Origin of the sequence: Pedobacter fastidiosus (assembly GCF_014306625.1) — a bacterium.
Lineage (GTDB): Bacteria > Bacteroidota > Bacteroidia > Sphingobacteriales > Sphingobacteriaceae > Pedobacter > Pedobacter fastidiosus.
In genome coordinates this window covers 103,198-126,736 of sequence record NZ_JACRYL010000009.1, presented here as the reverse complement: position 1 = coordinate 126,736, position 23,539 = coordinate 103,198, and the positions used below count along the sequence as shown (strand labels likewise).

At 35.9% G+C, this 23,539-nt stretch carries 18 protein-coding genes; 12 read left to right on the top strand and 6 right to left on the bottom strand.

Annotation, left to right across the window (positions count from 1 at the left end; genetic code table 11):
- Positions 1-79 precede the first annotated feature (79 nt).
- Both H7U22_RS11710 and H7U22_RS11705 read left to right on the top strand, forming a co-directional pair.
- Positions 80-1,903: a tetratricopeptide repeat protein gene (locus H7U22_RS11710; protein ID WP_187071542.1), complete on the top strand. Its 1,824-nt coding sequence runs from the start codon at positions 80-82 to the stop codon at positions 1,901-1,903.
- Positions 1,904-2,134: 231 nt separating this feature from the next.
- A complete protein-coding gene (locus H7U22_RS11705) occupies positions 2,135-2,434 on the top strand; it encodes a DUF4286 family protein (RefSeq protein ID WP_187071541.1) in 300 nt (99 codons plus the stop codon).
- 137 nt (positions 2,435-2,571) lie between these two features.
- Here H7U22_RS11705 and H7U22_RS11700 read toward each other — a convergent pair whose 3' ends face one another.
- On the bottom strand, positions 2,572-2,901 hold the full coding sequence (locus H7U22_RS11700) for a nucleotide pyrophosphohydrolase (RefSeq protein WP_187071540.1): 330 nt from the start codon (positions 2,899-2,901) through the stop codon (positions 2,572-2,574).
- A 5-nt stretch (positions 2,902-2,906) separates the two neighbouring features.
- Complete coding sequence (gene dtd, locus H7U22_RS11695) at positions 2,907-3,359, bottom strand: D-aminoacyl-tRNA deacylase (protein ID WP_187071539.1); 453 nt, start codon at positions 3,357-3,359, stop codon at positions 2,907-2,909.
- 30 nt (positions 3,360-3,389) lie between these two features.
- Here dtd and H7U22_RS11690 point away from each other — a divergent pair, with 30 nt between their 5' ends.
- Positions 3,390-4,415, top strand: coding sequence for a hypothetical protein (locus tag H7U22_RS11690; protein WP_248284732.1), 1,026 nt, complete (start codon positions 3,390-3,392; stop codon positions 4,413-4,415).
- A complete protein-coding gene (locus H7U22_RS11685) occupies positions 4,381-6,813 on the top strand; it encodes a hypothetical protein (RefSeq protein ID WP_187071537.1) in 2,433 nt (810 codons plus the stop codon). The genes H7U22_RS11690 and H7U22_RS11685 overlap by 35 nt, the downstream gene beginning before the upstream one ends.
- Before the next feature lie 5 nt (positions 6,814-6,818).
- Here the strand turns inward: H7U22_RS11685 and H7U22_RS11680 are convergent, their stop codons facing one another.
- From H7U22_RS11680 to H7U22_RS11670, 3 genes are all read right to left on the bottom strand, one after another.
- Positions 6,819-8,405: a DUF1501 domain-containing protein gene (locus H7U22_RS11680; protein ID WP_187071536.1), complete on the bottom strand. Its 1,587-nt coding sequence runs from the start codon at positions 8,403-8,405 to the stop codon at positions 6,819-6,821.
- On the bottom strand, positions 8,402-9,970 hold the full coding sequence (locus H7U22_RS11675) for a DUF1800 domain-containing protein (protein WP_187071535.1): 1,569 nt from the start codon (positions 9,968-9,970) through the stop codon (positions 8,402-8,404). Before H7U22_RS11675 ends, H7U22_RS11680 begins: the two co-directional genes overlap by 4 nt.
- A 94-nt stretch (positions 9,971-10,064) precedes the next feature.
- Positions 10,065-11,117 (bottom strand): 3-oxoacyl-ACP synthase III family protein, encoded by a 1,053-nt coding sequence (locus H7U22_RS11670; protein WP_248284731.1) that lies wholly within the window; start codon positions 11,115-11,117, stop codon positions 10,065-10,067.
- A 203-nt stretch (positions 11,118-11,320) separates the two neighbouring features.
- Between H7U22_RS11670 and H7U22_RS11665 the strand changes: the two genes are divergently transcribed.
- The 3 genes from H7U22_RS11665 to H7U22_RS11655 are packed head-to-tail and all read left to right on the top strand — an operon-like array spanning position 11,321 to position 12,183.
- Complete coding sequence (locus tag H7U22_RS11665) at positions 11,321-11,602, top strand: ATP-dependent Clp protease adaptor ClpS (protein ID WP_187071534.1); 282 nt, start codon at positions 11,321-11,323, stop codon at positions 11,600-11,602.
- 56 nt (positions 11,603-11,658) lie between these two features.
- Entirely contained in the window at positions 11,659-11,865 is a 207-nt protein-coding gene (locus H7U22_RS11660; protein ID WP_187071533.1) for a hypothetical protein, read from the top strand.
- A 30-nt stretch (positions 11,866-11,895) separates the two neighbouring features.
- On the top strand, positions 11,896-12,183 hold the full coding sequence (locus H7U22_RS11655) for a type II toxin-antitoxin system RelE/ParE family toxin (RefSeq protein WP_187071640.1): 288 nt from the start codon (positions 11,896-11,898) through the stop codon (positions 12,181-12,183).
- Between the two features lie 148 nt (positions 12,184-12,331).
- On the opposite strand, the gene H7U22_RS11650 is transcribed toward H7U22_RS11655, so the two are convergent.
- Positions 12,332-12,940 carry a thioredoxin family protein gene (locus tag H7U22_RS11650; protein ID WP_187071532.1) on the bottom strand — a complete coding sequence of 203 codons (609 nt, stop codon included), beginning with the start codon at positions 12,938-12,940 and terminating at the stop codon, positions 12,332-12,334.
- Positions 12,941-13,405: 465 nt separating this feature from the next.
- Here H7U22_RS11650 and H7U22_RS11645 point away from each other — a divergent pair, with 465 nt between their 5' ends.
- The 5 genes from H7U22_RS11645 (at position 13,406) to H7U22_RS11625 (ending at position 23,502) form a co-directional block, all read left to right on the top strand.
- Complete coding sequence (locus H7U22_RS11645; RefSeq protein ID WP_248284730.1) at positions 13,406-14,575, top strand: efflux RND transporter periplasmic adaptor subunit; 1,170 nt, start codon at positions 13,406-13,408, stop codon at positions 14,573-14,575.
- A 39-nt stretch (positions 14,576-14,614) separates the two neighbouring features.
- A complete protein-coding gene (locus H7U22_RS11640; RefSeq protein ID WP_187071531.1) occupies positions 14,615-17,794 on the top strand; it encodes an efflux RND transporter permease subunit in 3,180 nt (1,059 codons plus the stop codon).
- An 11-nt stretch (positions 17,795-17,805) separates the two neighbouring features.
- Positions 17,806-19,206, top strand: coding sequence for an efflux transporter outer membrane subunit (locus H7U22_RS11635; RefSeq protein ID WP_187071530.1), 1,401 nt, complete (start codon positions 17,806-17,808; stop codon positions 19,204-19,206).
- Between the two features lie 904 nt (positions 19,207-20,110).
- Positions 20,111-23,002, top strand: coding sequence for a DEAD/DEAH box helicase (locus H7U22_RS11630; RefSeq protein ID WP_187071529.1), 2,892 nt, complete (start codon positions 20,111-20,113; stop codon positions 23,000-23,002).
- A gap of 182 nt (positions 23,003-23,184) precedes the next feature.
- Entirely contained in the window at positions 23,185-23,502 is a 318-nt protein-coding gene (locus H7U22_RS11625; RefSeq protein WP_187071528.1) for a YgaP family membrane protein, read from the top strand.
- The last annotated feature ends 37 nt before the right edge of the window (positions 23,503-23,539 follow it).

Sequence of the window (23,539 nt, the reverse complement as noted above, 5' to 3'; positions counted from 1 at the left end):
TAAAATACGTTTTATACAAACTTGTGCCTTAGCATAAACTGTATTAAAATGTTACATTTAAATCTTTTAATTTAGGATTATGAAGCGTCTGATTTTCCTCATTTTTTTACTTTTTTGCTTAGATGCGAATGCGCAGATTTTCCGCCCGAATCAACAAATCGGGAATGATGACGGCGCACTTGCCGTTCAATATTATCAAGATGGAGATTATGAAAAAGCTTCGGTTCTTTTAGAAAAACTTTTTGCAAACCCTGCCAATGAGGGCTATTTCGATCTATATTTCAATTCTTTATTAAAGTTGAAAAAGTATGATGTTGCAGAAAAAATGATTAAAAAGCAAATGAGGCAGACCCCACAAAGTGAAGTTTATCCAATTGCTTTAGGTAAGCTCTATCAAGAAAAAGGCGATGTTCAAAATGCTACCAAAATTTTTAATGATGTAATCAGCAAACTTCCGAAAGACGAATTTAAAATCAGGATGTTGGCCAATAGCTTTTATCGTTTCGAGAATTATGATCTAGCGGTTCAAACTTTTAAGCAAGGCAGAAAACTTTTGGATAACAACCAGCTTTTTGCTTTTGAATTGCTGAATATTTATCGTTTTAAAAAAGATAAACCAATGCTGATGCAAGAGTATTTAGACGTACTAGATTCTATGCCACAAATTTTGCCCCAGGCTGAATCTGTTCTATCGAATATTTTTGAAGATAAAAACGATTATCAAACTTTTCAGGCAGGCATTTTAAAGAAAATGCAAAAACAGCCCGATGCAGAAATTTACGTTCAGCTTTTAACTTGGAACTACATTCAACAGCAGGAATATGATATGGCTTTACGCCAGTTAATTGCTTTCGATAAACGCACTAAAGCAGATGGCGGAACACTTTTTAATGCTATTTATACTTTTGTTGATAATGGCGCTTACGAAACAGCGATTAAAGCTTACGATTATTTACAGACCAAAGGAAAGGAAAACCAATATTATTTGCCCTCAAAAATAGAATCGCTTAATACAAAGTATGCCCTACAAACTAAAGGTAAATACAACACCGCTGATTTGGATTTACTGGCGAAAGATTATCAGGTATTGATAGATGAGAATGGCAAAAACAGGAACACTTTATTCGCCATTAAAAAGCTGGCAACATTACAGGCTTACTATTTAAACCAACCTGCAAAAGCAGAAAAAGGATTAGAGGAAGCCTTGCAAATTCCCGGTGTAAATCCACAAGATATTGGTCAGCTGAAGTTAGATTTAGGCGATGTTTATATTTTAACAAACCAGCCTTGGGAAGCCTTTTTGGTTTACGAACAAGTGAGTAAACAATTTGAAGGACAAGCAATAGGAAACGAAGCTCGTTTTAGAAGTGCCAAGCTTTCATTTTATCAAGGTAATTTTGAATATAGCAATGGACAGTGCTTGGTATTAAAAGCTGCCACTTCTCAATTGATAGCTAACGATGCGCTAAATTTAAGCTTGTTGATTACCGATAACATTCAAACACCAGCAGATAGCAATGCCTTAAAAATGTATGCAGATGCGGAGATGTTATTATTCAGAAACCTTCCAGTTCAAGCCGTTAAAAAAATGGATAGCATCGCAATTGCATATCCTCAAAACAGCCTTACTGATGCGATTATGATGAGTAAGGCAAAAATATTTATCAACTCTGGCGAGTACCAAAAGGCTTCGGAAATACTTAAAAAGGTAACTGAAGATTTTAAGGAAGGAATTTGGACTGATGATGCCTTATTTACCTTAGCCGATTTATATGAGAAAAAACTTAATGATATTGCCCAAGCTAAAATCTATTTTCAAAAATTGATTACCGATTACCCAGGCAGTATGTTTACCGCCGAAGCCAGAAAAAGATTTAGGAATTTAAGAGGCGATGGCGTTTAGGCAGTTTTGACAACTCTAATAGCGCTTTGGAAGGAGAGTTGTCAAAGCTCAAATAACCTAACCATTTAAATTTAGCTTCGGATAAAATGATCATTCTATAGATCTTTCGGTCGGTGAGACACCAACCGATAAGTTAAAAAATTAAATTTGATTTGGAAATTTTGACATTTGACCATTTAAACTAAGTCTTTCTACACTAAACCTTAAAGCTTAATTATTTATCTTTGCCACATGCTTTTATACAACGTAACCTTAATATTAGATGATTCTGCAGCTGAAGAGTGGTTGCAATGGATGCAAGAAATTCACATTCCTGAAGTAATGGCTACAGGTATGTTCGTTTCCAGTAGATTATTAAAAGTTATTGACTCGCCGAATGAAGGCGTTACTTATTGTGCACAATATGTAGCCGAGAGTTTGGACAATTACAATCAATACCAAGAAGTTTATGCACCAGCGCTGCAGGAAGATTTAAATGAAAAATTTAAAAATCGCTTTGTTGCTTATCGTACTTTAATGGAATTTGTGTAATCCTTGGATGGTACTTTTGAAAGGCTCAAGCCAATACAAATATTACAATATACATTAAAAATTTTAAATCTGTTTCTGAAAATATCTAATAGAAAATAGCATAGGAACGATAGAAGGCAAAGTCCCCTTTAGGGGATTTAGGGGTTTATCTTTTTATTATTCTTATGCCTATCTGCATCACGGATACTTTTCTTAATCAAATTTTTCTCGAAAGCTTCCGTTAAGTTAATCCCCGTTTGATTGGCAAGGCAAATGAGCACAAACATTACATCAGCCATTTCATCAGCTAAATTTACTTCTTCATCGCTCTTTTTAAAAGATTGCTCCCCATATTTTCGAGCCATTATTCGGGCAACTTCTCCAACTTCTTCCATTAAAATGGCGGTATTGGTTAGTTCGTTAAAATAACGTATTCCAGTTGTTTTAATCCACTGATCTACTGTTTCCTGCGCTTCGTTTATCGTCATTATACTTATTCTTTATTTTTTGTGTCGATTAATATGGTAACCGGTCCATCGTTTAACAAACTGATTTTCATATCTGCACCGAAGATTCCTGTTGAAACTTTTTTGCCTAGCAATGCTGATAATTTCTCGATCATTTTTTCATAAAGCGGAATGGCTACATCCGGTTTGGCCGCTCTGGTAAACCCCGGACGATTTCCTTTTTTAGTCGCAGCAAATAAAGTAAACTGACTAATCAAAAGAATATCTCCATTAACATCAGCCAAAGCTTTATTCATCATTCCATTTTCATCGCTAAAAACCCGCATTCCAATAATTTTTTGGGCAAGCCAGTCTAAATCTTCGGCTGTATCCGCATCTTCAATCCCCAAAAGGACTAAAAACCCTGTTGTAATAGCGCCTGTTGTAATACCATCTACCACGCAACTTGCTTGTGTAACTCTTTGTAAAACTGCTCGCATTTTATGCTACTTTTGATGAATAAATTTGGTATGCGCAAGATAGGTATTTTAGTGATTTCTGTATTTTTCTTTGTCTCTTGCAAGCAGAAAATGCCTGTTCACCCCACATTTTATTTTTGGAGAACCGATTATCAGAACAAAAAAGCAGAGACAAACTACCTCAATCAATTTAAATCGAAATCGCTTTACGTTCGTATTATGGATGTAGATTTTAATCCCGATTTACAGCAAGCCGTGCCAGTTTCTCCCATAAAATTTTCTGATCCATTACCCAAAAACATCGATATTATTCCAGTTGTATTTCTAGTGAACAACCTATTTAATCAGCTCGATTCGCAACACGTTGCTCTGCTCGCTAATCGTGTTGCAAACTTTGTTGATGCTAAAGTTAAGCAAGCAGGCAAACAACATTTTACCGAACTCCAAATAGATTGCGACTGGACAAAAACAACCAAAAATCAGTATTTTAACTTCTTAAAAATATTGCAGACCAATCCGCTCCTAAAAAACAAAACGGTTTCGGTCACACTGCGATTGCATCAAGTAAAAAACTTAATCTCAAGCGGAATTCCTCCGGTAAAAAAAGCCATATTGATGTGTTATAACATGGGAAATTTAAGAAAATATGGCCAACAAAATTCAATCTTGAATCAACATGAGATGGACATATACTTAAAAGATTATTTAGAAAGTTATCCGTTGAAACTTGATGTTGCCTTGCCAATTTTTGAGTGGGCTGTGGTTTTTAGAAAACAACAATATGCCGGAATTTCTAAACGGGTAAATAAAGATTTGCTTTTAAACAAAAAGCTTTTTAAACAGCAGGGAAGTTCGATTTTATACGATCTTTTGATTGATTATCCAGAGGCAGGACTAAAGCAAGGAGACGTAATTCGATGGGAAGAAATTTCTCCTACAGATTTACTTGCAACATCCAGTTTTTTATCCCGATATTTAAAACCAGAAGAACGAAATCTCGTCTTTTATCATCTCGACACCGACCTTTTAAAACATTTTACGAATGAAGACTTTCAAAAAGTTATTGCTAATTTTTAGCGTTTTCTTAATTACATTTTTTGGCGAAATCGCCATCAATTTCGCTTGTGGTGGAGAAGTTGATCCTTATGATTATTACATTTCTTATTTCCATAACAATGTTGAGGGAGATGAGTATTCATCGTTCGCCTTTAATCAAATGCAATATTTAAATAGTGAGGATGAAAGAGAAGATGAGACTGAAATTAATAGTAAAGAATGGGCTAAATATTTAGACGTTAAAGCAGAAGATGTACACAAAGTGATGTATGAAACCGATAGCGCAACAAGTGTTAAGCTTGCAAATTATAAAGGACAAATCTCTGAACTGCCAGATAGCTTACAAAAGAACAGCTTTATTCAAAGTTTAAGTAAACAAAAAAATGTTTTGAAATATTATCTTTTCGCAAAAAACTGTGAGCCGTATGCAAATGTAGATTTCAATCTTTGGGATCCTAAACCTCGTGATAGTGTAGCTATGGATGTTAAGGCTAAGGAAGCTTTGAGTTTAACAGAATCAGAAAAAGATAGTTTTCTTAAATTGCGCTATGCATATCAGGCCCAGCGTATGTTTCATTATGCTGGCTTACACAACGATAGCAAAACTACCTACGATAAATTTATAGGTGGCAGTAAAGAAAACAGTGCAGTAAAAGGATGGGCTTTGGCATTGTATGCTGGTTCTATTCGGAGATTAGGTAATCCAGAGGAATCCGCTTACCTTTTTTCCAAAGTTTTCGCAAGCAGTCCAGAGAGAAGAGTTCAAGCTTATAAGAATTATTATTACAATAGCGCTCCGGTAAATGGTGCATTAAAATATGCAAAATCTAGTAATGAAAAAGCAAATATTTGGGCTATAAATGGTTTTGGAAATCCAGAATCGAATGTGGAAAGCTTAAATAAAGTTTATCAATACGAGCCTAAAAGCTTGCTGAATGGTGCCTTATTGGTTAGAGAAGTAAATAAACTAGAACAAGCTTTAATCGCAGATAACGACATTGCTAAAATATCTTTTAACTACTATTTCTCTGACAGCAACAATCCAAAATACAAGGATAGTATTAAAAACATAAACCTGAAACACCTCAACGAAATCAGAAATTTTGCTGTAAAACTAGCTTCAGAGAAAAAATATCCGCAACCAGAATTGGGCACATTAACTGCTGCTTATTTATCGTGGATAGAAAATAAAGATTTCTTGGCTTCGAATTATCTGGCGATTTTAAATCCGGATAAACTCCCAGAAAGATTACGCGATCAATACCGTATTACAGATCTTTTACTGAAAGCAAAAAACATTAAAAAAGGCAACCCATTTAATGAGAACGATTTATTGCCGACCTTGAAATGGCTTGATGAAAAACGATTTGAAGAAAACAAAACCCAGGTTAATGATTGGGATAATGAGGATAAAAGATTTAGTAGAACTACGAGAAACTTTTATCAGCAAATATTAGCGCCCTCCTACCTTAAGTTAGGTGATACGGCAAAGGCAGCTCTAGCGATGGTAAAGGGAGATTTGGAATCTAAAATTTTGAAAGAAAATTCGCTTTTCCAAAACATGAGCTATCAAACCAAAGTCTTTTGGCAACAATATCTAACTCCAAAAAGTATGCAACGCATAGCGGTTTATAAAACTAAAGCTTCTGGAAACGATGTGACTGCTTTATTGGCAAAAGCATTAAACCAACTCAAAAATGACGATTTTTATGAGCTTTATGGAACTACATATTTGCGTACGCACCAATATGACAAAGCAGTTCAAATGTTTGCAAAAGTATCTTCCACTTACACCTATTTCACTCCTGAAAATTGGTATGCTCAAGAGGAAAACACTAAATTATATGCAAATCCTTTCGTACAAACCATCAATGATTATCCTAAAAAATATGTAACGTCAAAAACATCTATTACGAAAAGATCTTTTGCTATTGAAATGCTTCACTTGCAAAAGTTAAGCGTAAGTGACAAGAAGAATGCTTCACTTTATTATTACAAAATGGCAAATGCAGTTTATCAAACGGGTTATTTCGGGAACAGTTGGTTTTTAATTAGCTATGATTGGTCATCTTATGATAATTATAGTCTGCCAAAATATGGTTACGATGTAGATTATAAAAAAGCGCAGACTGCGAAAGCTTGGTATTTAAAAGCAAGGGCTTTAAGCACAAATGCCGATTTTAAAGCGAAGTGTACTTTCATGCTGGCCAAATGCGCACAGAAACAGATTATAATGAATTCGCAATCACTTTCTTTTGGTTATTACGATAAGGATGATGTAAAGTATAAAGATTTTATTCGTGCAAATTACAACAATCCCTATTTTAAGGAATTAAGATTAAAATATAGCAAAACCCTATTTTATCAAACCGCATCAACAGAATGCAGTTATTTGGGAGACTTTATTGCAGGAAAATAAATCCATTAGGCTACGATAAGCATGTTGCGAACTTGCTGTAATTCTTCATTTTGGAGGCGGGCATAATAAACGCCTGGGCCATAATTTTGATTTTCGAAATTAATGCTATAATTTCCTTCTTCTTTAACTGCATCAACTACGGTTGCCATTAGGCGGCCCATTGTATTAAAAACCTGAATTAAAACATGGCCACCTTTTGAGTAATATTTAATGGTTGTAGTGGTTGTAAAAGGGTTCGGATAGTTTGTAATTAAAGATTCGCCACTTAAATGATTGGCTTGGGCTAAACTTGTAGACATGCAATTGGTGCTCGCCTGAATGATGGGTAGAGATTGAAAATCTTTAAGCATTACGTTAGAAAGTGTTGCCTTATCTACACAGAACCATTTTTCTAATAAAGTGGCATACACGGATCTAAAATCATACTGCATTGGAATATTATCATTTACTGATGTTGTGGCACTGATGGTTGGATTTTTACCTAAAACTCCACCTTGTATGGCATCTCCAAAAACAATTAGCGGTGCCGCTGCGCCGTGATCTGTTCCATTACTGGCATTGGATTTTATCCGTCGACCGAACTCTGAAAAAGTCATTCCGGCTACTCGTTTTGAAGCGCCAAGAGTTTTCAAATCATCCATAAATGCTTTAATTGCATCGCTAACCTTTTGCAGCAAAATAGCATGAGTTCCTGTTTCTGTTGATCCAGTATTTACTTGAGCGGCATGTGTATCAAAAGACCCAATGTTAACCATGTATAATCTGGTTTTTAATCCGCCAGCAACTAATCGGGCTACAACTTTTAACTGATCTGCCAACGAATTATTGGTTGGGTAAACACCTTGCTTGGTTACCTTGCCCGCAGCTGTTTTAATAACCGAAGAATATTGTTGCGTTTGTTGTGCAACCTGTCTTACATAAGTTAACTCTTTACCCGCATTTGTATTTGGAGCAGGCGATTGAATTCCATTTATTAAATTATAAAAATTTACAGGATCTGAAATGGCCATCCCCATGTTTACCGATGGCCCTTGAAAGGCTGGAGAAATGAATGATCCGATTTGAATCGCTAATGGATCTGGCATTACTGCATTTGGATAACCGATCGGAAAGTTTGTGTACTCCTCAGCCAAATATCGCCCGGCCCAGCCACTATTTACAACCTGATCAGATTCTGATGCCGAAAGCCAAATATCTGTCGCCCTAAAATGGCTGAAATTTGGCTGTGGATAACCAACAGATTGAATGACCTGAACTTTTCCATCATCATACAAGCCTGCCAAGCCAGACATAGCTGGGTGAATGCCGGTATTAAAGCCAGTAAGTTTTATAATTTTATTTTTAGGCAGGATTATATTGGTGCGAGCAATGGTTAAATTATCATATTGATCCAGTGGAAGAATCATATTTAAACCATCATTCCCACCATTTAATTGGATGATTACCAAAACATGGTCAGTTTCTTGATTGGCGGCAGTAATGGCCGATAATAAACTTGAAGCACCAAAGGCTTTAAGCGAAAAGCCACCAATTAATGATGGAATTAAAACCCCTGCAGGCATTGCCTTAGTTATAAAATCCCGCCTTTTCATGAGAGTTGATATTCTTCAAGGTTCATAATATATTTATAAAACTCCTGTAAACGGGTTAAAACAATTGTGGTTTTCATTGTTGTTGGAGCCGTCTTATAATCAAGCCAAGCAGTGGTCCAATAACTATCGTTAACCTGATTGCTTAAAAGAATACTTTTTAAAAACGCTCTAACTTCTGGGCTCACATCTATCGTGTATAAATGCGATAAAGCTTCATCAACCAGTACATTTGGATCTTCGGGTTTACTAAATTTTGAAGTATAGGCAATTGCATCAATCACAATCTTTTTCCCATTGCGGGTATAACCAGAGCTAATAAACCGATCGGTAAAAATATTTCTTTTTGGTAAAGTGTCAGAATTAATCCAGAGTTCGTAAAACTGAGGAATTTGATAATATGCAGGCCAACCAGAAACATTCGGTGGATCACCAAGATTTTGTTGAAGGTTGGATGCTGTGGTTCGCAAATAATCCCACATGTAATAGGCATTTACATAATCAGTCGCATCAGGGAAAACGATTTCAAATTCCTTGGCCAAACCGACCACAAAATCTACAGGGGCTTTAATATTGCATGATCTATTTTGTGCCAAAAAGAAATGACTGCTGGTGAGTAAAGCTTTGAGTACGGGTTTTATTTCGTAATTATTGGTTCTAAAAATTTCGGCAAGTGGCGTAATGATGTTCGATTCTACATCTGAAGTAATATCATAATAAACGAAAAAGCGATACAGTCTTCTGCAGATATATTTACTCAATTCTACCTGTGCAAAAAGCATATCCAGCAAATCATCAACCTCTTTTGCTCCATCTACACCTATTCTACCCTTAATTAATTTACTGCCGTAAAACGCAGAAAATTGTTTGTCGGCAACGTCATGTCTAGTCGAATCGAATACAGAAGTGATGGCAACCGAATCAATTTTATAGCCGGTTAACAATCTTGCTGCTGCCTTTACATCGGCTTCTGTGTATTTAGAATCTGGACCTTTCCCCATAGTAAAGAGTTCCTGTAACTCCCTTCCATAATTTTCATCGGGAGCAGATTTTGTACTTGCAGATCCGTTAAGGTATTTAAGCATGGCAGGATCAATAGTTACCTGCTTTACCAAAGTTTTAAAATTGCCTAAAGCTAAACTGCGAAGTAAATTATTGTGTTTGTAAATGTATCGGGCATCATCAACCGTATCAGCTTCTGTAGAAAAATGATTGTGCCAAAACAGCGTCATCTTTTCTACTAGCGAAATGGGTTGAGCCAACATTTGACTAACCCACCAAGCTTTAAACGAACCTACCCGCCGACTATTTGCCGTACCATCAGTATAAATGGCATTAACCCAAGTTTGGCCAGCAGCAACATTTGCATCGGTGTAACCGGTATCGTTGTAGTTATTTATTGGAGGATTTGGAAGCGGAAGATCTTTTAGGAGCAGATCGACAACTTGAGTTACAGACTGACCCATAACTATACTAATATCACTTCTTTTTGCGCCAAATAAAGTACGTTTAAGGAGGTGATTTATTTCTTTTGTTCCAAAATTGCCTGAGTAAATCTCTATCGCCATATAATCCTTTGTAACAAAAATAAAACTAAGGATTAAATTGCTGATTTTCAGCGATATTGATATATTTTTTTTCGATTTTTTATAAAACGTTTAATTACCACCTAATTAATGCGCTTGCCCAAGTAAATCCCGACCCGAAAGCAGCTAAACAAACTAAATCGCCATCTTTAATCTTACCCGCTTCCCAAGCTTCGCATAAAGCAATAGGAACTGATGCGGCGGTAGTGTTCCCGTATTTTTGGATATTATTGAAAACCTGATCATCGCGTAAGCCCAAAAGCTGTTGCACATATTGGCTGATGCGTAAATTGGCCTGATGCGGAACCAACATATCGATATCTTTTTCTGTTAAATTATTAGCCGTTAATGCTTCTTTTATTACTTCCGGAAATTTAACAACTGCTTTTTTGAAAACCGATGGTCCATCCATGTAAGGTAAAGCTGCGCCACTTTCCAAAATTTCATTGGTCATAAATAATCCACCTAATTCCTGATCAGGAAAGGCAGGTTTATCTTTCATCCATTTATTGGCGTGAGAACCGGGATAGTACATGGCCAAAATCTCAGCATCAGCGCCATCACTGTGTAAATGTGTACTTAAAATCCCTTTACCCGGTTCATCGGTTGGCTGAAGCACAACTGCACCTGCCCCATCTCCAAAAATTACAGAAACATTTCTACTTCTGGTTTCGAAATCCATCGCGAATGAATGTTTTTCACTGCCTACCACCAAAACATTTTTATACATTCCGGTTTTCACAAACTGATCCGCAACGGATAAAGCATAAACAAAACCCGAACATTGATTGCGGATATCTAAAGCACCAATTTCGCCCATTCCCATTTCGCGTTGCAGTAAAACGCCACATCCAGGGAAATAATAATCGGGACTTAAAGTTGCAAAAACTATAAAATCAACATCTTTTGCTGTAATCCCTGCTCGTTCTAAAGCTATTTTAGAGGCCTCAATACCCATAGTTGTGGTGGTTTCCTCATATCGATCGGCAAAACGACGCTCTTTAATCCCTGTACGTTCTTGGATCCATTCATCGCTGGTTTCCATAAAACGACTTAAATCATTATTGGTATATACATTTTTCGGAACGTAATATCCAATTCCGGCAATTTTAGATTGGTGCATGCTCATTTTATTATTTGGTTAACAAATGTATTAAAAGGGATGAAGATTATGTAAGAAGTACGAGGGAAGATGGAAAATGGATTGAACATCAGTAAACAAACCCAAATCGAAAATTAAAAATATTTCTATAACCTGCAAAAGCTCATCTTCCATTTAACATATTACATCTTCCATCATATTATCTTCCAATTATTGTTTATTTTTGCTCCATGTCTACAGAAACCAAAGAAGAGACCTTTACGCTCGAAGAAATTTTAACTTCCCTAAAAACCGTACATCGCCTTATTTTGTGGAATGATGATGTGAATACCTTTGATCATGTAATTTACTGCATGATGAAATATCTAGATTATAACGAATCTCAATCAGAAAAAATTGCGTGGAAAGTTCATAATGATGGAAAATGTCCTGTACTAGAAGGATCGTTTACTGAAATGGAAGTTTACCGTAAAATTTTGCAACAAGAAGGATTAACGGTTAGTGTAGATTAAACTAAAAACCATTTTAGCTGTTGAAAATGGTATATTTAGATTAAACAATAAATCCTATGGAAGTTACATTGGAAATAAAAGGCGAGAATGCCTTTTCGATATTAGAAACTTTAAAAAGCATTAAAGGTGTTAAGATTAAAAATATTGATCAATTAAAAGAACAATATCTAAATGAATTAGCTAACGCTTACAAGGAAACAGAATTAGCTGAAAAAGGAAAATTAAATTTAAAGCGTTTTGAGGACCTAGTGGATGAAATATGATGTACTTACATCATCCCTCTTCATTAAAGAATTAAAAAACTTTGCAAAAAACACAAATCTGCTAAAAATGATCTAATTACTTTTGTAGAAAACCTAAGAGAAGACCCTCTTCAGGGCACACCAATAGGAAACGATTGCTATAAAATTAGAATCACTATCTCAAGTAAAGGCAAAGGTAAATCTGCAGGCGCTAGATTAATCACTAGAGTTAGGATCGTAAAAGAAAAGATCTATCTCCTATCCATTTATGATAAATCCGAACAGGATTCTATTTCGGATAAAGAACTTGAAACTGTATTAAAATCTATTGAAGATTAAGAAACTGTTAAAGTGCTGCGTCATTTTAATTTTGTTTACAAATGAGCGCACATATTACCGATTGGGCAGGACGCTTTGGTTAGTGTCCCACAAAAAAGCAATGTTAGTATCTTTAAAGCCTAACTTAAATTTAGGCCGACGACTTTAATTAATTATCCTCCAACTGATTTAAAAGCCCACTTAACTCTGCCTGTGTAGTTTGAGTTTTATCTTTTGCGTACCAACCATGAAGTTTCTCTGCTATTACAAGCATTTCGGTTGTTTCCTTTTTCCACTCTTTTAGTAGCGCTTGTAAAACCTGGGGTCTTGGCGCCCAACTTGCCAGAACATTTTCGCCTGTTTTATCTAAAACTAGTAAAACTGGAATTGCTCTTCCGCCGTTGGTTAAATGCGCATCAATTAAAGGAAGATTTTTATCACGAAGTACGAATTTTAACTCAAATTTATCTGGCGCCGCCAAAGCAATTTTATTAAAAATTGGAATAATCTGTGCCGCATCACCACACCATCCTTCTGTAATAACCAATAGTTTATAGTTTCCTTTTATTTGATCAATTGCTGTCGATAATTCTGTGTTTAAACTTGCTGTTTTATCTACGCGACTCATGCGCTGAACATTCATTTTACTATAATGCAGCATAGCCTCAGAACTATCTGGCCCGGTGGTATGCCCTTCAGCTAAAAGCTTATCAACCAGTTGGCGATAAGTAGAATAATCCATTCCTTGCTCTTCGAAAATTTCGCGATAATTAACCATAGTACTTGCTAGAATTATTGCGCAAAGTAAAGGAGAAAATCAATCAAAATAATCATGGCTTTGCAAGAAAAAATTGCGGACGAAGCATATATTAAATGATGATACAGCCAAAAACCCATATGTGTACATTTCACACTAAGCTCGCAATCAAATTGACTGTTTTTCCTAACATATCATCGAAATTCTAACCATTACATTGTGCCTTCTTAACATCATTTAACAACTGTCGCAATTAATTTACATAGCATTTTTAGCTAACAAATCAACCTTAATACCCTGTTAAACAAGTTTTTAAACAGTTTTTAATGAAAAAATAAATCAATCGATTGATTAAATGACAGAATTTGGACAGACTTATTTTTTTTTAGGCTCTATTTTTGGACAGTTGAAGCGAAAATCAAAACTTCGGTATTTGATTACGCTTTTAACCCCGGAAATTTAAATTTAAACACACAGAAATAGTCCATGAGAAAAGTAACAACTCTCTTTTTTAGCATGAGCATCGGTATGCTTTTAGCATCCTGCGGAAGTAATGACGATGCAAAAAAAGCAGCAGCCGCAGCAGCGGCTGGTCCACAACCTTACCCGGTTTTTACCGTTAATGCACAAACAACAGAATTAAATTCAGATTATCCTGCAACTATAGAAGGAATTCAAAATATCGATATCCGCCCAAAAGTAGATGGCTTTATTCAAAAAATATTGGTTGATGAAGGCGCTGTGGTAAAAAAAGGGCAACTTCTTTTTACTATAATGGCACCACAATACGAGCAAGAAGTTAGAACAGCAAGAGCGGCAATTAGCAGTGCAGAGGCTGATGTTAATGCGGCTCAATTACAGGTAAACAAAACAAGGCCTTTAGTTGAAAAAGACATTATTAGCAAATACGATTTAGATGCTGCACAGTTAACTTTGCAAAGTAGAAAAGCAGCATTGTCTCAAGCTAAGGCAGCTTTGGCAAATGCACAGGTTAATTTAAGTTATACCTCAATTACAAGTCCTGTTGATGGCGTTGTTGGAAGCATTCCTTTCAGAAATGGAAGTTTGGTAAGCAGTTCGAGTACCGAGCCACTTACTACCGTTTCAAATACATCTAGAGTTTATGCTTACTTCTCCCTTAACGAAAAACAGCTTTTAGATTTTTCTAAAACGTACAAAGGAAATACATTGGCTCAGCAAATGAAAAACATTCCCGCTGTGAGTTTGGTACTGGCAGATGGAACAGTTTACGCTCAAAATGGCAAAATCGAATCGATTAATGGTCAAATCAATACTGCAACGGGTTCTGCAAGTTTAAGGGCTACTTTTCCTAATCCAATCTCCTTATTAAAATCAGGAGGAAGTGCATCTGTAAGAATTCCCCAACATATAGAAAACGCTATTCTCATTCCTCAAAAATCTACAATCGATTTACAGGGCAAAAAATTCGTTTACGTATTGGGCGATTCTGCTAAAATTATCAGCACTGAAATTCAGATTATGGATTTAGCAAAAGATAAATTTTATGTAGTAACTAAGGGTTTAAAAGCAGGCGATAAAGTAGTATTAGAAGGTTTCCAATCGTTAAAAGATGGTGCTAAAATTAAACCCGAAGAAAAAAGCTCTGATTCAGTTTATGCTGATATAAAAAAGTAATAGTAATCAGTACAATCTCACTAATCAGCGATATTAATTATGTTTAAGAAATTTATAGAAAGGCCGGTTTTATCAACGGTTATATCCATCATCATCGTAATTCTCGGTGTTTTAGGTTTAGCTACGTTGCCGGTTTCACAATATCCAGAAATTGCGCCACCAACGGTGCAGGTTTCTACTTCATACCAAGGTGCAAATGCCGATGTGGTAATGAATAGCGTTGTTGTTCCACTGGAAGAGCAAATAAATGGTGTAGAAGACATGACATACATGACTTCATCAGCCAGTAACGATGGTACAGCTACAATTACCGTAAACTTTAAATTGGGTACAAATCCAGATTTAGCCGCTGTAAACGTACAAAATAGGGTTGCCCGAGCAACAAGTTTACTTCCGGCTGAGGTAACTAAATCGGGTGTAATTACAGCAAAAAGACAAGCGAGTAATGTACTTATCTTTGGTATTTACAGTGATGATCCATCATACGATCAGAAGTTTTTACAGAATTATGCCAACATCAACATCATCCCTCAAATTAAGCGTATTAATGGCGTAGGTGATGCAAGTGCCTTTGGACAAATGGATTATACCATGAGAATTTGGCTTAAGCCAGATATTATGGCAACTTATGGCTTGGTTCCGAACGATATTAATGTTGCTTTGGCCGAGCAGAATGTTGAAGCTGCTCCAGGTCAGTTTGGAGAACAAGGCGATCAGGCATTTCAATATACTTTAAAGTATTCTGGTAGGTTAAAAGATGAGGCGCAGTTTAGCAACATCATAATTAAAGCAGATGCTAATGGGCAAATTCTTCGTTTAAAAGATGTTGCCAGAATTGAAATGGGTGCTCAAAGTTACGCCAGTTCAGTTAAGTTTAATGGTAAACAAGCTTTAGGTATCGCTATTAACCAAACTGCGGGCTCTAACGCGAAAGAGGTTATTGAAAACTCCATCAAGACATTAGATGAGGCTCAAAAAACTTTCCCGAAAGGAATTCACTATACAACTTTAGTTAACGTAAATGATTTCTTGGATGCATCAATCGAGAAAGTAATTCATACTTTAATTGAAGCATTTATCTTAGTATTCTTAGTTGTATTTATATTCTTACAGGATTTTAGATCAACATTAATTCCGGCGATAAGTGTTCCAGTGGCGATTATTGGTACATTCTTCTTTTTAAGTTTGTTCGGTTTTACCATCAATTTATTAACCCTTTTTGCACTTGTCCTCGCGATTGGTATTGTGGTGGATGATGCGATTGTAGTCGTCGAGGCGGTGCACGCAAAACTTGATGAAGGTTATACCGACGCAAAGAAAGCAACTATTGATGCGATGGATGACATTAGCGGTGCGATTATTTCCATCACACTGGTAATGGCCGCAGTATTTATTCCGGTGAGTTTTATTCAAGGATCTTCAGGTGTATTCTACAAACAATTTGGTTTAACCCTTGCCATTTCAATTATCCTTTCTGCAATTAACGCTTTAACTTTAAGTCCGGCGCTATGTGCATTGTTTTTAAAACCACATACGGAAGATCACGAAAAAAAGAAAAACTTTTTAAATCGTTTTTACGATGCATTTAATACTTCATTCGATGCCGTTACTGGAAAATATAAAAAATCAGTTGGCTTCCTATCTAGAAAAAAATGGGTTGTTGGTTTAGGTATCGCATTCTTTACCGTTGTTTTGGTTTGGACCATGAATACCACGCCTAAAGGTTTCGTACCTAACGAGGATTTGGGAACGATCATGTCTGATATTTCATTACCTGCCGGAACATCTCAAGAAGAAACAAATATTATAATTGCAAAAATCGACAGTATTGCACACAAGATTCCTGAAATCAAAAACTCACTAAGAGTTGTTGGTCGGAGTATGATTAGTGGTTCGGGAAGTTCTTACGGGATGGTAATTGCTCGTTTAGCTCCATGGGACGAACGTAAACGCGATGTTAAAGCAATTATTGGCGAACTCTTTGCAAAAACTGCAAACATAAAGGGCGCTAAAATTATCTTCTTTGCGCCACCAACCATCCAAGGTTTTGGTACAAGTGGTGGTTTCGAATTTCAATTACAAGATAAAACCGGTGGCGATATTAATAAATTTAATGATGTTGGAAATGGATTCTTGGCAGCGTTGAGTAAACGTCCAGAAATTCAATATGCATCAACTTCCTTTAACCCCAACTTCCCACAATATCAAATTGATGTTAATGTTGCAAAAGTTAAACAAGCCGGCTTAACAGTAAGCGATGTTTTAAGTGTAATGCAGGGCTATTATGGTGGTGTTTATGCATCAAACTTTAATAAATTTGGCAAGCAGTTTAGGGTAATGTATCAGGCCGATGCACAATATCGTGCCAATCAGCAAACTTTAACCAGCATTTTTGTTCGTAATAGTAAAGGAGATATGGCGCCAGTTTCTGAGTTTATCACCTTGACAAAAGTTTATGGACCACAAGCAATTTCACGTTTCAACTTATTTACATCTATCGCCGTAACAGGTAACCCAAATGCGGGTTATAGTTCTGGTGATGCATTGAAAGCTGTACAAGAAGTTGCCGCACAAAGTTTACCAGCAGGATATGGATATGAATTTTCGGGTTTATCTCGTGAGGAAATAAGTGGTGGAAGCCAAACCGTATTTATCTTTTTATTATGTATAATTTTCGTTTACTTCCTTTTGGCAGCACAGTACGAAAGTTATATTTTACCATTGGCAGTATTAATTTCTCTACCAGTTGGTTTGGCCGGTGTATTTGTTTTCGATAAAATATTCGGAGTAGATAACAACATTTATACTCAAATTACCTTGATTATGCTCGTTGGTTTGCTCGCTAAAAATGCCATTTTGATTGTAGAATACGCTGTAGATCGACGAAGAAAAGGAATGAGCATTGTTAATGCCGCAATAGATGGTGCAACAGCTCGTTTACGTCCAATTTTAATGACTTCTTTCGCCTTTATTTTAGGATTATTGCCTTTGATGTTGTCATCTGGTGTGGGAGCTTCAGGAAATAAATCAATTGGTACAGGTGCAGTTGGTGGGATGTTAATCGGTACGTTATTTGGTGTATTTGTAATCCCTGCATTGTTTATTATCTTCCAAAGCCTACAAGAAAGAGTGAGCAATAAATCGCCATTCGATGAGGGAATTGAGAAAGAACAGACACCTGAAGAATACGAATTAGCCACAGCTAACAGCAAACATTAATTTAACAGAACATGAAATTTAGCTATAAGCATTCCGTTTTAATCGGACTTACCATACTTACCCTGAGTGCCTGCGTAACTAAAAAATACGACCGTCCGCAGGTTAAGAATGATGGTTTATACCGAGATAATAATACAACTGACACCGTTACCATGGCAGATTTACCGTGGAAAAGCTTGTTTTCGGATACTACTTTACAATCATTAATTCAGCAAGGAATTAACGAGAATCTAGATTTGAAACAAGCTATTGAGCGGATTAAAATTTCTGAAGCAATATTACAACAAAGTCGTTTGGCTTTTTTACCTAGCTTACAAGGTGATGTTTCGGTTACCGACAATAAGGCATCTGCAGCGGCACAAAATTTTCCTGCAGGCATTAACATCAACTTAGAAACGCAAACTTACAGAGCGCAACTAAGCACCGCTTGGGAAGCCGATATCTGGGGAAAGTTAAGTAGTGCGAAACGTGCTGCTTATGCTACTTTACTTCAAAGCGATGCGGCCAAACGTGCTGTTCAAACCCAGTTAATTGCTACAATTGCCAATAGTTATTATACCTTATTGGCTTATGATAAGCAATTGGCCATTACAGAACAAACTGTAAAAATTAGAACACAGGATGTTGAAACCATGAAAGCCTTAAAAGAAGGAGCAGTTGTTAATGGAGCCGCAGTGGTGCAAAGTGAAGCAAATTTATATGCTGCACAAGTAACCTTACCAGATTTGAGAAGAAGTGTAAAAGAAGCAGAAAATGCATTGAGCGTTGTTTTGGCTAGAGCACCAGGCAGTATTAACCGCACTACTTTAGATCAGCAAACACCATATACGAATTTGCAAACAGGCGTTTCTGCACAGCTCTTGCAAAACCGCCCAGATGTTATTGCGGCAGAATTTGGATTTAGATCTGCTTTTGAAAACACCAATGTTGCAAAAACGTACTTCTATCCTGCTTTAACACTCACTGCTTCTGGTGGTTTAACAAGTTTACAACTCAGCAATTTTTTCGACAATTCTATTTTTTATAGTTTAGTTGGTGGTTTAACGCAGCCAATTTTTGCAAAAGGTGCAAATAAAGCTCGTTTAAAAACAGCACAGGCAAATCAGCAAATTGCATTTTACACTTTCCAACAAGCACTTTTAACAGGCGGACAAGAAGTATCGAATGCGTTGTATGCTTATCAAACCGCAGCAGAAAAAGAAGAAACCAGAGCAAAACAAATTGCTTCTTTAACCAAAGCTGTAGATTTTACAAAAGAATTATTACGCTATAGTTCGGCAACAAATTATACGGATGTTTTAACCTCAGAGCAAAGCTTATTAACTGCTCAGCTGAGTGGGATTAATGATAGATTACAGAAATTACAATCTGTCGTAAATTTATACCGTGCACTCGGTGGTGGCTGGAAATAAAATTTAAAATTCACAAAGTATTAAAGGCATTCTGGTTTTCAGGATGCCTTTTGTTTGTAGAAATAAATTTTATATAATTTATTATCAAACGTTCCTACGGAACGTAAAAAATACATGGTTTGGGTTCTACCCAGCAGTCGTCCCGATGGGACGAATACTTTAAAGGTATTGGAGCTAAAAACATATATCTTTTCTAAAATTACGTTCATACATAACCGGATCAATAAATATCAAATTAAACTGAAAGACCTTAAATATCATATAGTTATTAAGATTGTGCCTTCGAGAAGACCAATGAGTAGAGTCTTAACAATATATCTTTTTGAATATCGCCTAGATGAGACGAATAATTTAAAGCTCTTGAAACCAAATACATAAGATTTATAACCATTTCTTCACACCGAATCGGATCAATAAATGCTAAATTAAACTGAAGACATAATAATATATTGTAATGGGGTTAAAATCGTCCCATCAGAAGGATGATGACTCGACCTAAGGTAATAATATGTGTTGAAGTCGCTAACTTTATATGGCAAGAATAATTTAAACGTTCGAATATGATAAACATTTATGGCAAACATTTCCTCAAACGAATCGGACCGACAAACATCAAATTAAACCCAAGACATAAATAATATATTAAATGTTAAAATCGTCCCATCGGGACGACTGCTGGGTAGCAAAAAGGCCATTTAAAATTTACGTTCCGTGGGAACGTTTGATAAGCCGTAATTTAGAAATAATACATTATATATTTCATCTACATTTTAATTGAATAATCACGATAATTTGAATCAAAAATTTTATGCCCATTTAAGCTAGATTTTTTGATGTAAACTTAAATTATTGTAAGTTTAAAGTTTTTTAAGCGCCTAGCTTCTAAAAAATTTCAAACCATTCAATGTTACGTGTCGATAGCTCTAAAACCTGTAAAGTGGTGTACTCTTTGTGCAAGCATGAGTATTTGGGCTATGTTATTGAGCCTCATGTTGTTCAATTAAACCCACAAGGCGATTTTTCTTTTACTTATCAGAGAATTTTCACGCATACAGCTGAAGAATTTAATGCATGTCTTTCTGAAATAGATTACAAGCTAATCAAGATTTTGGATGATATTGAACAAGACTCTATCATTAAAAAATATTATAAAAAATTAATTCGCCCAACAGAGTTTTTCGCGAAGGTTTTTGATGATAAATTTTATGAAAGTGTAAGACCGAAAATCGAGAAAAAGCTTGCTGAAGCTTTGGAGCTTTTAAAGGTTAAAGATGAGCTTTATATAATGGATAAAGACGGCTGGCCTGTTGAACGCAAAATTGAATTGGCTACTGAACCTGCTTCAATACTTTTTCATTTCCGTAAGAACGAGACAGAAACCCGTTATTTTCCAACAATAAAATATCAAAATTTACGCATCGAATTTATGTTTAAAGATGCGCAGATTGTGAGCAACAAACCTGCTTGGTTATTGTTAAATGATGTCTTATACTTTTTTGATCAAGATATTGAAGGCAAGAAATTACAACCGTTTTTAAACAAACGTTACATCGCGATTCCGAAAGCGACAGAGGCAACTTACTTCGAAAAATTTGTAGCGCCGTTGATAGAGAAACATCACGTTTACGCTGAAGGTTTCGAAATTAGAACCGAGCAATTTGAAGCCACTCCTATAATTAAGGTTTTGTATGTTGATGGTGGTTTATCGCAAATTCAACTTTACTTTAAATATGGCGAATATACTTTCCCTGTCGAAAATGCACACCGAGTAACAGTTCGTTTAGAGAAAACCGATGATAACTATATTTTCCATAGAATAAAACGCTCTGCAGAATGGGAGAAAAAACAATTCAGTTTGCTTCTATCTTTAGGACTTAAAAAAACAAGTGCACTGTTTAGTAATTTGGAAGTTATTGCTGCGGATGAAAATCCGAGTTATGCGGCTATAAATTGGGTTAACGAACATATTGAAATTTTACAAGGTTCAGGTTTTGAAATTGAACAAGCTACAGGACAAAAGAAATTTGTTTTCGGCGCCAATAAAATAGATTTAGAAGTTAAAGAAGGCAACGACTGGTTTGATATTAATGCTGTAGTTTGGTTTGGAAAATACCAGATTCCATTTCTCTCTTTAAAACAGCACATCTTACATAAAAGAAGAGAATTTTTATTGCCCGATGGCGAAGTTGCCATTATTCCTGATAAATGGTTTACGCAATACGGCAGTTTATTTAGCCTGGCCGAAGCCGGAAAAACCTTAAAATTAAAGAAACACCACATTGGTTTAATTAACGATTTGGCCGAAGATAGCTTAGCAAATGTAACGCTAGAACGCAAGCTTCAACGCTTAAATGATTTCGAAAATATTGCCGATACGCAAATGCCGGTGCACTTTAAAGGCAGTTTACGCGATTATCAAAAGGCAGGCTATAACTGGTTTAGCTTTTTACGTGAATATAACTTTGGAGGCTGCCTTGCCGATGATATGGGTTTGGGTAAAACCATTCAGACTTTAGCCATGTTGCAAAAAGTTAAAGAAGACGATCAGCTTTTAGAAACCCAAACTACATCGTTGATTATAATGCCGACCTCGCTAATTTACAACTGGCTAACAGAAGCTAAAAAGTTTACGCCAAAGCTCAAGATATTGGCGCATACTGGCACAAACAGAAATAAAGACGTGGCAAATTTTGCCAATTATGATATCGTAATTACAACCTACGGCGTAACCAGGGTTGATGTAGATGAGCTTAAGAATCTTTATTTCAACTATATTATATTGGATGAAAGCCAGAATATAAAAAATCCTTCCTCGAAATCTTTCAAAGCGGTTAGAAGTTTAAAATCAAAAAATAAATTGATTCTGAGCGGAACTCCAGTAGAAAATTCTGTTGGTGATTTATGGTCGCAGTTAACTTTTTTAAATCCAGGCTTATTAGGCACACAAGCTTTTTTCTACGAAGAATATGTGCAAGCCATTGAGAAAAAGAAAGATGAAGAAAAAGCTAGAAAACTACAATCGATTATAAAGCCATTTGTTTTACGAAGAACTAAAGAACAGGTTGCGGCAGAACTTCCACCAAAAACAGAGCAGATTATTTATTGTGATATGAGCGAAGATCAAGCTCAGTATTATGAAAAAACCAAATCTGCTTACCGTAATGATTTATTGCAGAGCATGGATGATGGAACTTTTGCCCAAAAGCAGGTTCAGCTTTTACAAGGTTTAACGGCTTTACGTCAGTTAGCTAATCACCCTGTGATGATTGATAGCGACTACCATTCCGATTCGGGCAAGTTCGAAAACGTAATTCATACGCTCGATAATGTACTTAAAGGTGGGCATAAGGTTTTGGTATTTTCTCAGTTTGTAAAACACCTCGATATTTTTAAAAAGCATTTCGAAAAGGAACATATTCCTTTTGCTTACTTAGATGGCTCAACTAAAAACCGTGGAGAAATTGTTTCTGAATTTCAGCAAAACACAGAATTAAAGGTTTTCTTAATCTCAATAAAAGCCGGTGGCGTAGGTTTAAATCTTACCCAGGCAGATTACGTTTTTATTCTAGATCCTTGGTGGAATCCTGCGGTAGAGCAACAAGCAATTGACCGTACCCACAGAATTGGGCAAGACAAAAAAGTATTCATTTATAAATTTATCTCGAAAGATACTGTAGAAGAAAAGATTCTAGCGCTCCAGAAACGCAAAAAATCTTTAGCAAATTCTTTAATTACGACCGAAGAAAGTTTCTTTAAATCGTTAAGTAAGGAAGATATAAGAGATATATTGAAGTAAGAAATTATAATTATTGTTTCTTTATTTTTTTTCTGCATTAAGATTGCTTCGCACCTCGCCATGACGAGACTTCTAATTTATTCCGTGTTAATGTGTGTTTCCGTGGCAATACTTCTATCTAATTAATTTTAAAACTCAATCCTCCTTAACTTGTTATATTATAGAACATAAATTCTACGATCATGACAAATGAAGATTTAAACACCACAATAAGCAACATTAAAGAGGTATGGAAATACCCTGAATTATTCCAAAATGTTTCTCGATCAGAGCGTTGGTTATCTGGCGCAGCCGGAACTTATTTACTGTATAAAGGCTTAACGAGCATTTTTTCGCATCCAGTAATTGCTTTAACTGGCGCAGCAATTGGTGCAGGCTTGCTATACAGAGGCGTTACAGGCTATTGCCCAATGCGTGATTTAGCAGAACAGCAAAAAATTGATTTAGCGCCAGACGAAGTTTTAGTAACCGAAACCTATATTGTTGACGAATTGGGGTAAAATTTTAAATACGAAATTTCCATTTCTTAATAAACTG

Excerpts from the sequence above, each read along its gene's own strand:
- H7U22_RS11625 (WP_187071528.1), top strand. The coding sequence starts at position 23,185 with ATGACAAATGAAGATTTAAACACCACAATAAGCAACATTAAAGAGGTA.
- H7U22_RS11685 (WP_187071537.1), top strand. The coding sequence starts at position 4,381 with ATGAAGACTTTCAAAAAGTTATTGCTAATTTTTAGCGTTTTCTTAATT.
- H7U22_RS11645 (WP_248284730.1), top strand. The coding sequence starts at position 13,406 with ATGAGAAAAGTAACAACTCTCTTTTTTAGCATGAGCATCGGTATGCTT.
- dtd (WP_187071539.1), bottom strand. The coding sequence starts at position 3,359 with ATGCGAGCAGTTTTACAAAGAGTTACACAAGCAAGTTGCGTGGTAGAT.
- H7U22_RS11680 (WP_187071536.1), bottom strand. The coding sequence starts at position 8,405 with ATGAAAAGGCGGGATTTTATAACTAAGGCAATGCCTGCAGGGGTTTTA.
- H7U22_RS11675 (WP_187071535.1), bottom strand. The coding sequence starts at position 9,970 with ATGGCGATAGAGATTTACTCAGGCAATTTTGGAACAAAAGAAATAAAT.
- H7U22_RS11690 (WP_248284732.1), top strand. The coding sequence starts at position 3,390 with ATGCGCAAGATAGGTATTTTAGTGATTTCTGTATTTTTCTTTGTCTCT.
- H7U22_RS11650 (WP_187071532.1), bottom strand. The coding sequence starts at position 12,940 with ATGGTTAATTATCGCGAAATTTTCGAAGAGCAAGGAATGGATTATTCT.
- H7U22_RS11640 (WP_187071531.1), top strand. The coding sequence starts at position 14,615 with ATGTTTAAGAAATTTATAGAAAGGCCGGTTTTATCAACGGTTATATCC.
- H7U22_RS11670 (WP_248284731.1), bottom strand. The coding sequence starts at position 11,117 with ATGAGCATGCACCAATCTAAAATTGCCGGAATTGGATATTACGTTCCG.
- H7U22_RS11630 (WP_187071529.1), top strand. The coding sequence starts at position 20,111 with ATGTTACGTGTCGATAGCTCTAAAACCTGTAAAGTGGTGTACTCTTTG.
- H7U22_RS11700 (WP_187071540.1), bottom strand. The coding sequence starts at position 2,901 with ATGACGATAAACGAAGCGCAGGAAACAGTAGATCAGTGGATTAAAACA.
- H7U22_RS11710 (WP_187071542.1), top strand. The coding sequence starts at position 80 with ATGAAGCGTCTGATTTTCCTCATTTTTTTACTTTTTTGCTTAGATGCG.
- H7U22_RS11665 (WP_187071534.1), top strand. The coding sequence starts at position 11,321 with ATGTCTACAGAAACCAAAGAAGAGACCTTTACGCTCGAAGAAATTTTA.
- H7U22_RS11660 (WP_187071533.1), top strand. The coding sequence starts at position 11,659 with ATGGAAGTTACATTGGAAATAAAAGGCGAGAATGCCTTTTCGATATTA.
- H7U22_RS11705 (WP_187071541.1), top strand. The coding sequence starts at position 2,135 with ATGCTTTTATACAACGTAACCTTAATATTAGATGATTCTGCAGCTGAA.
- H7U22_RS11635 (WP_187071530.1), top strand. The coding sequence starts at position 17,806 with ATGAAATTTAGCTATAAGCATTCCGTTTTAATCGGACTTACCATACTT.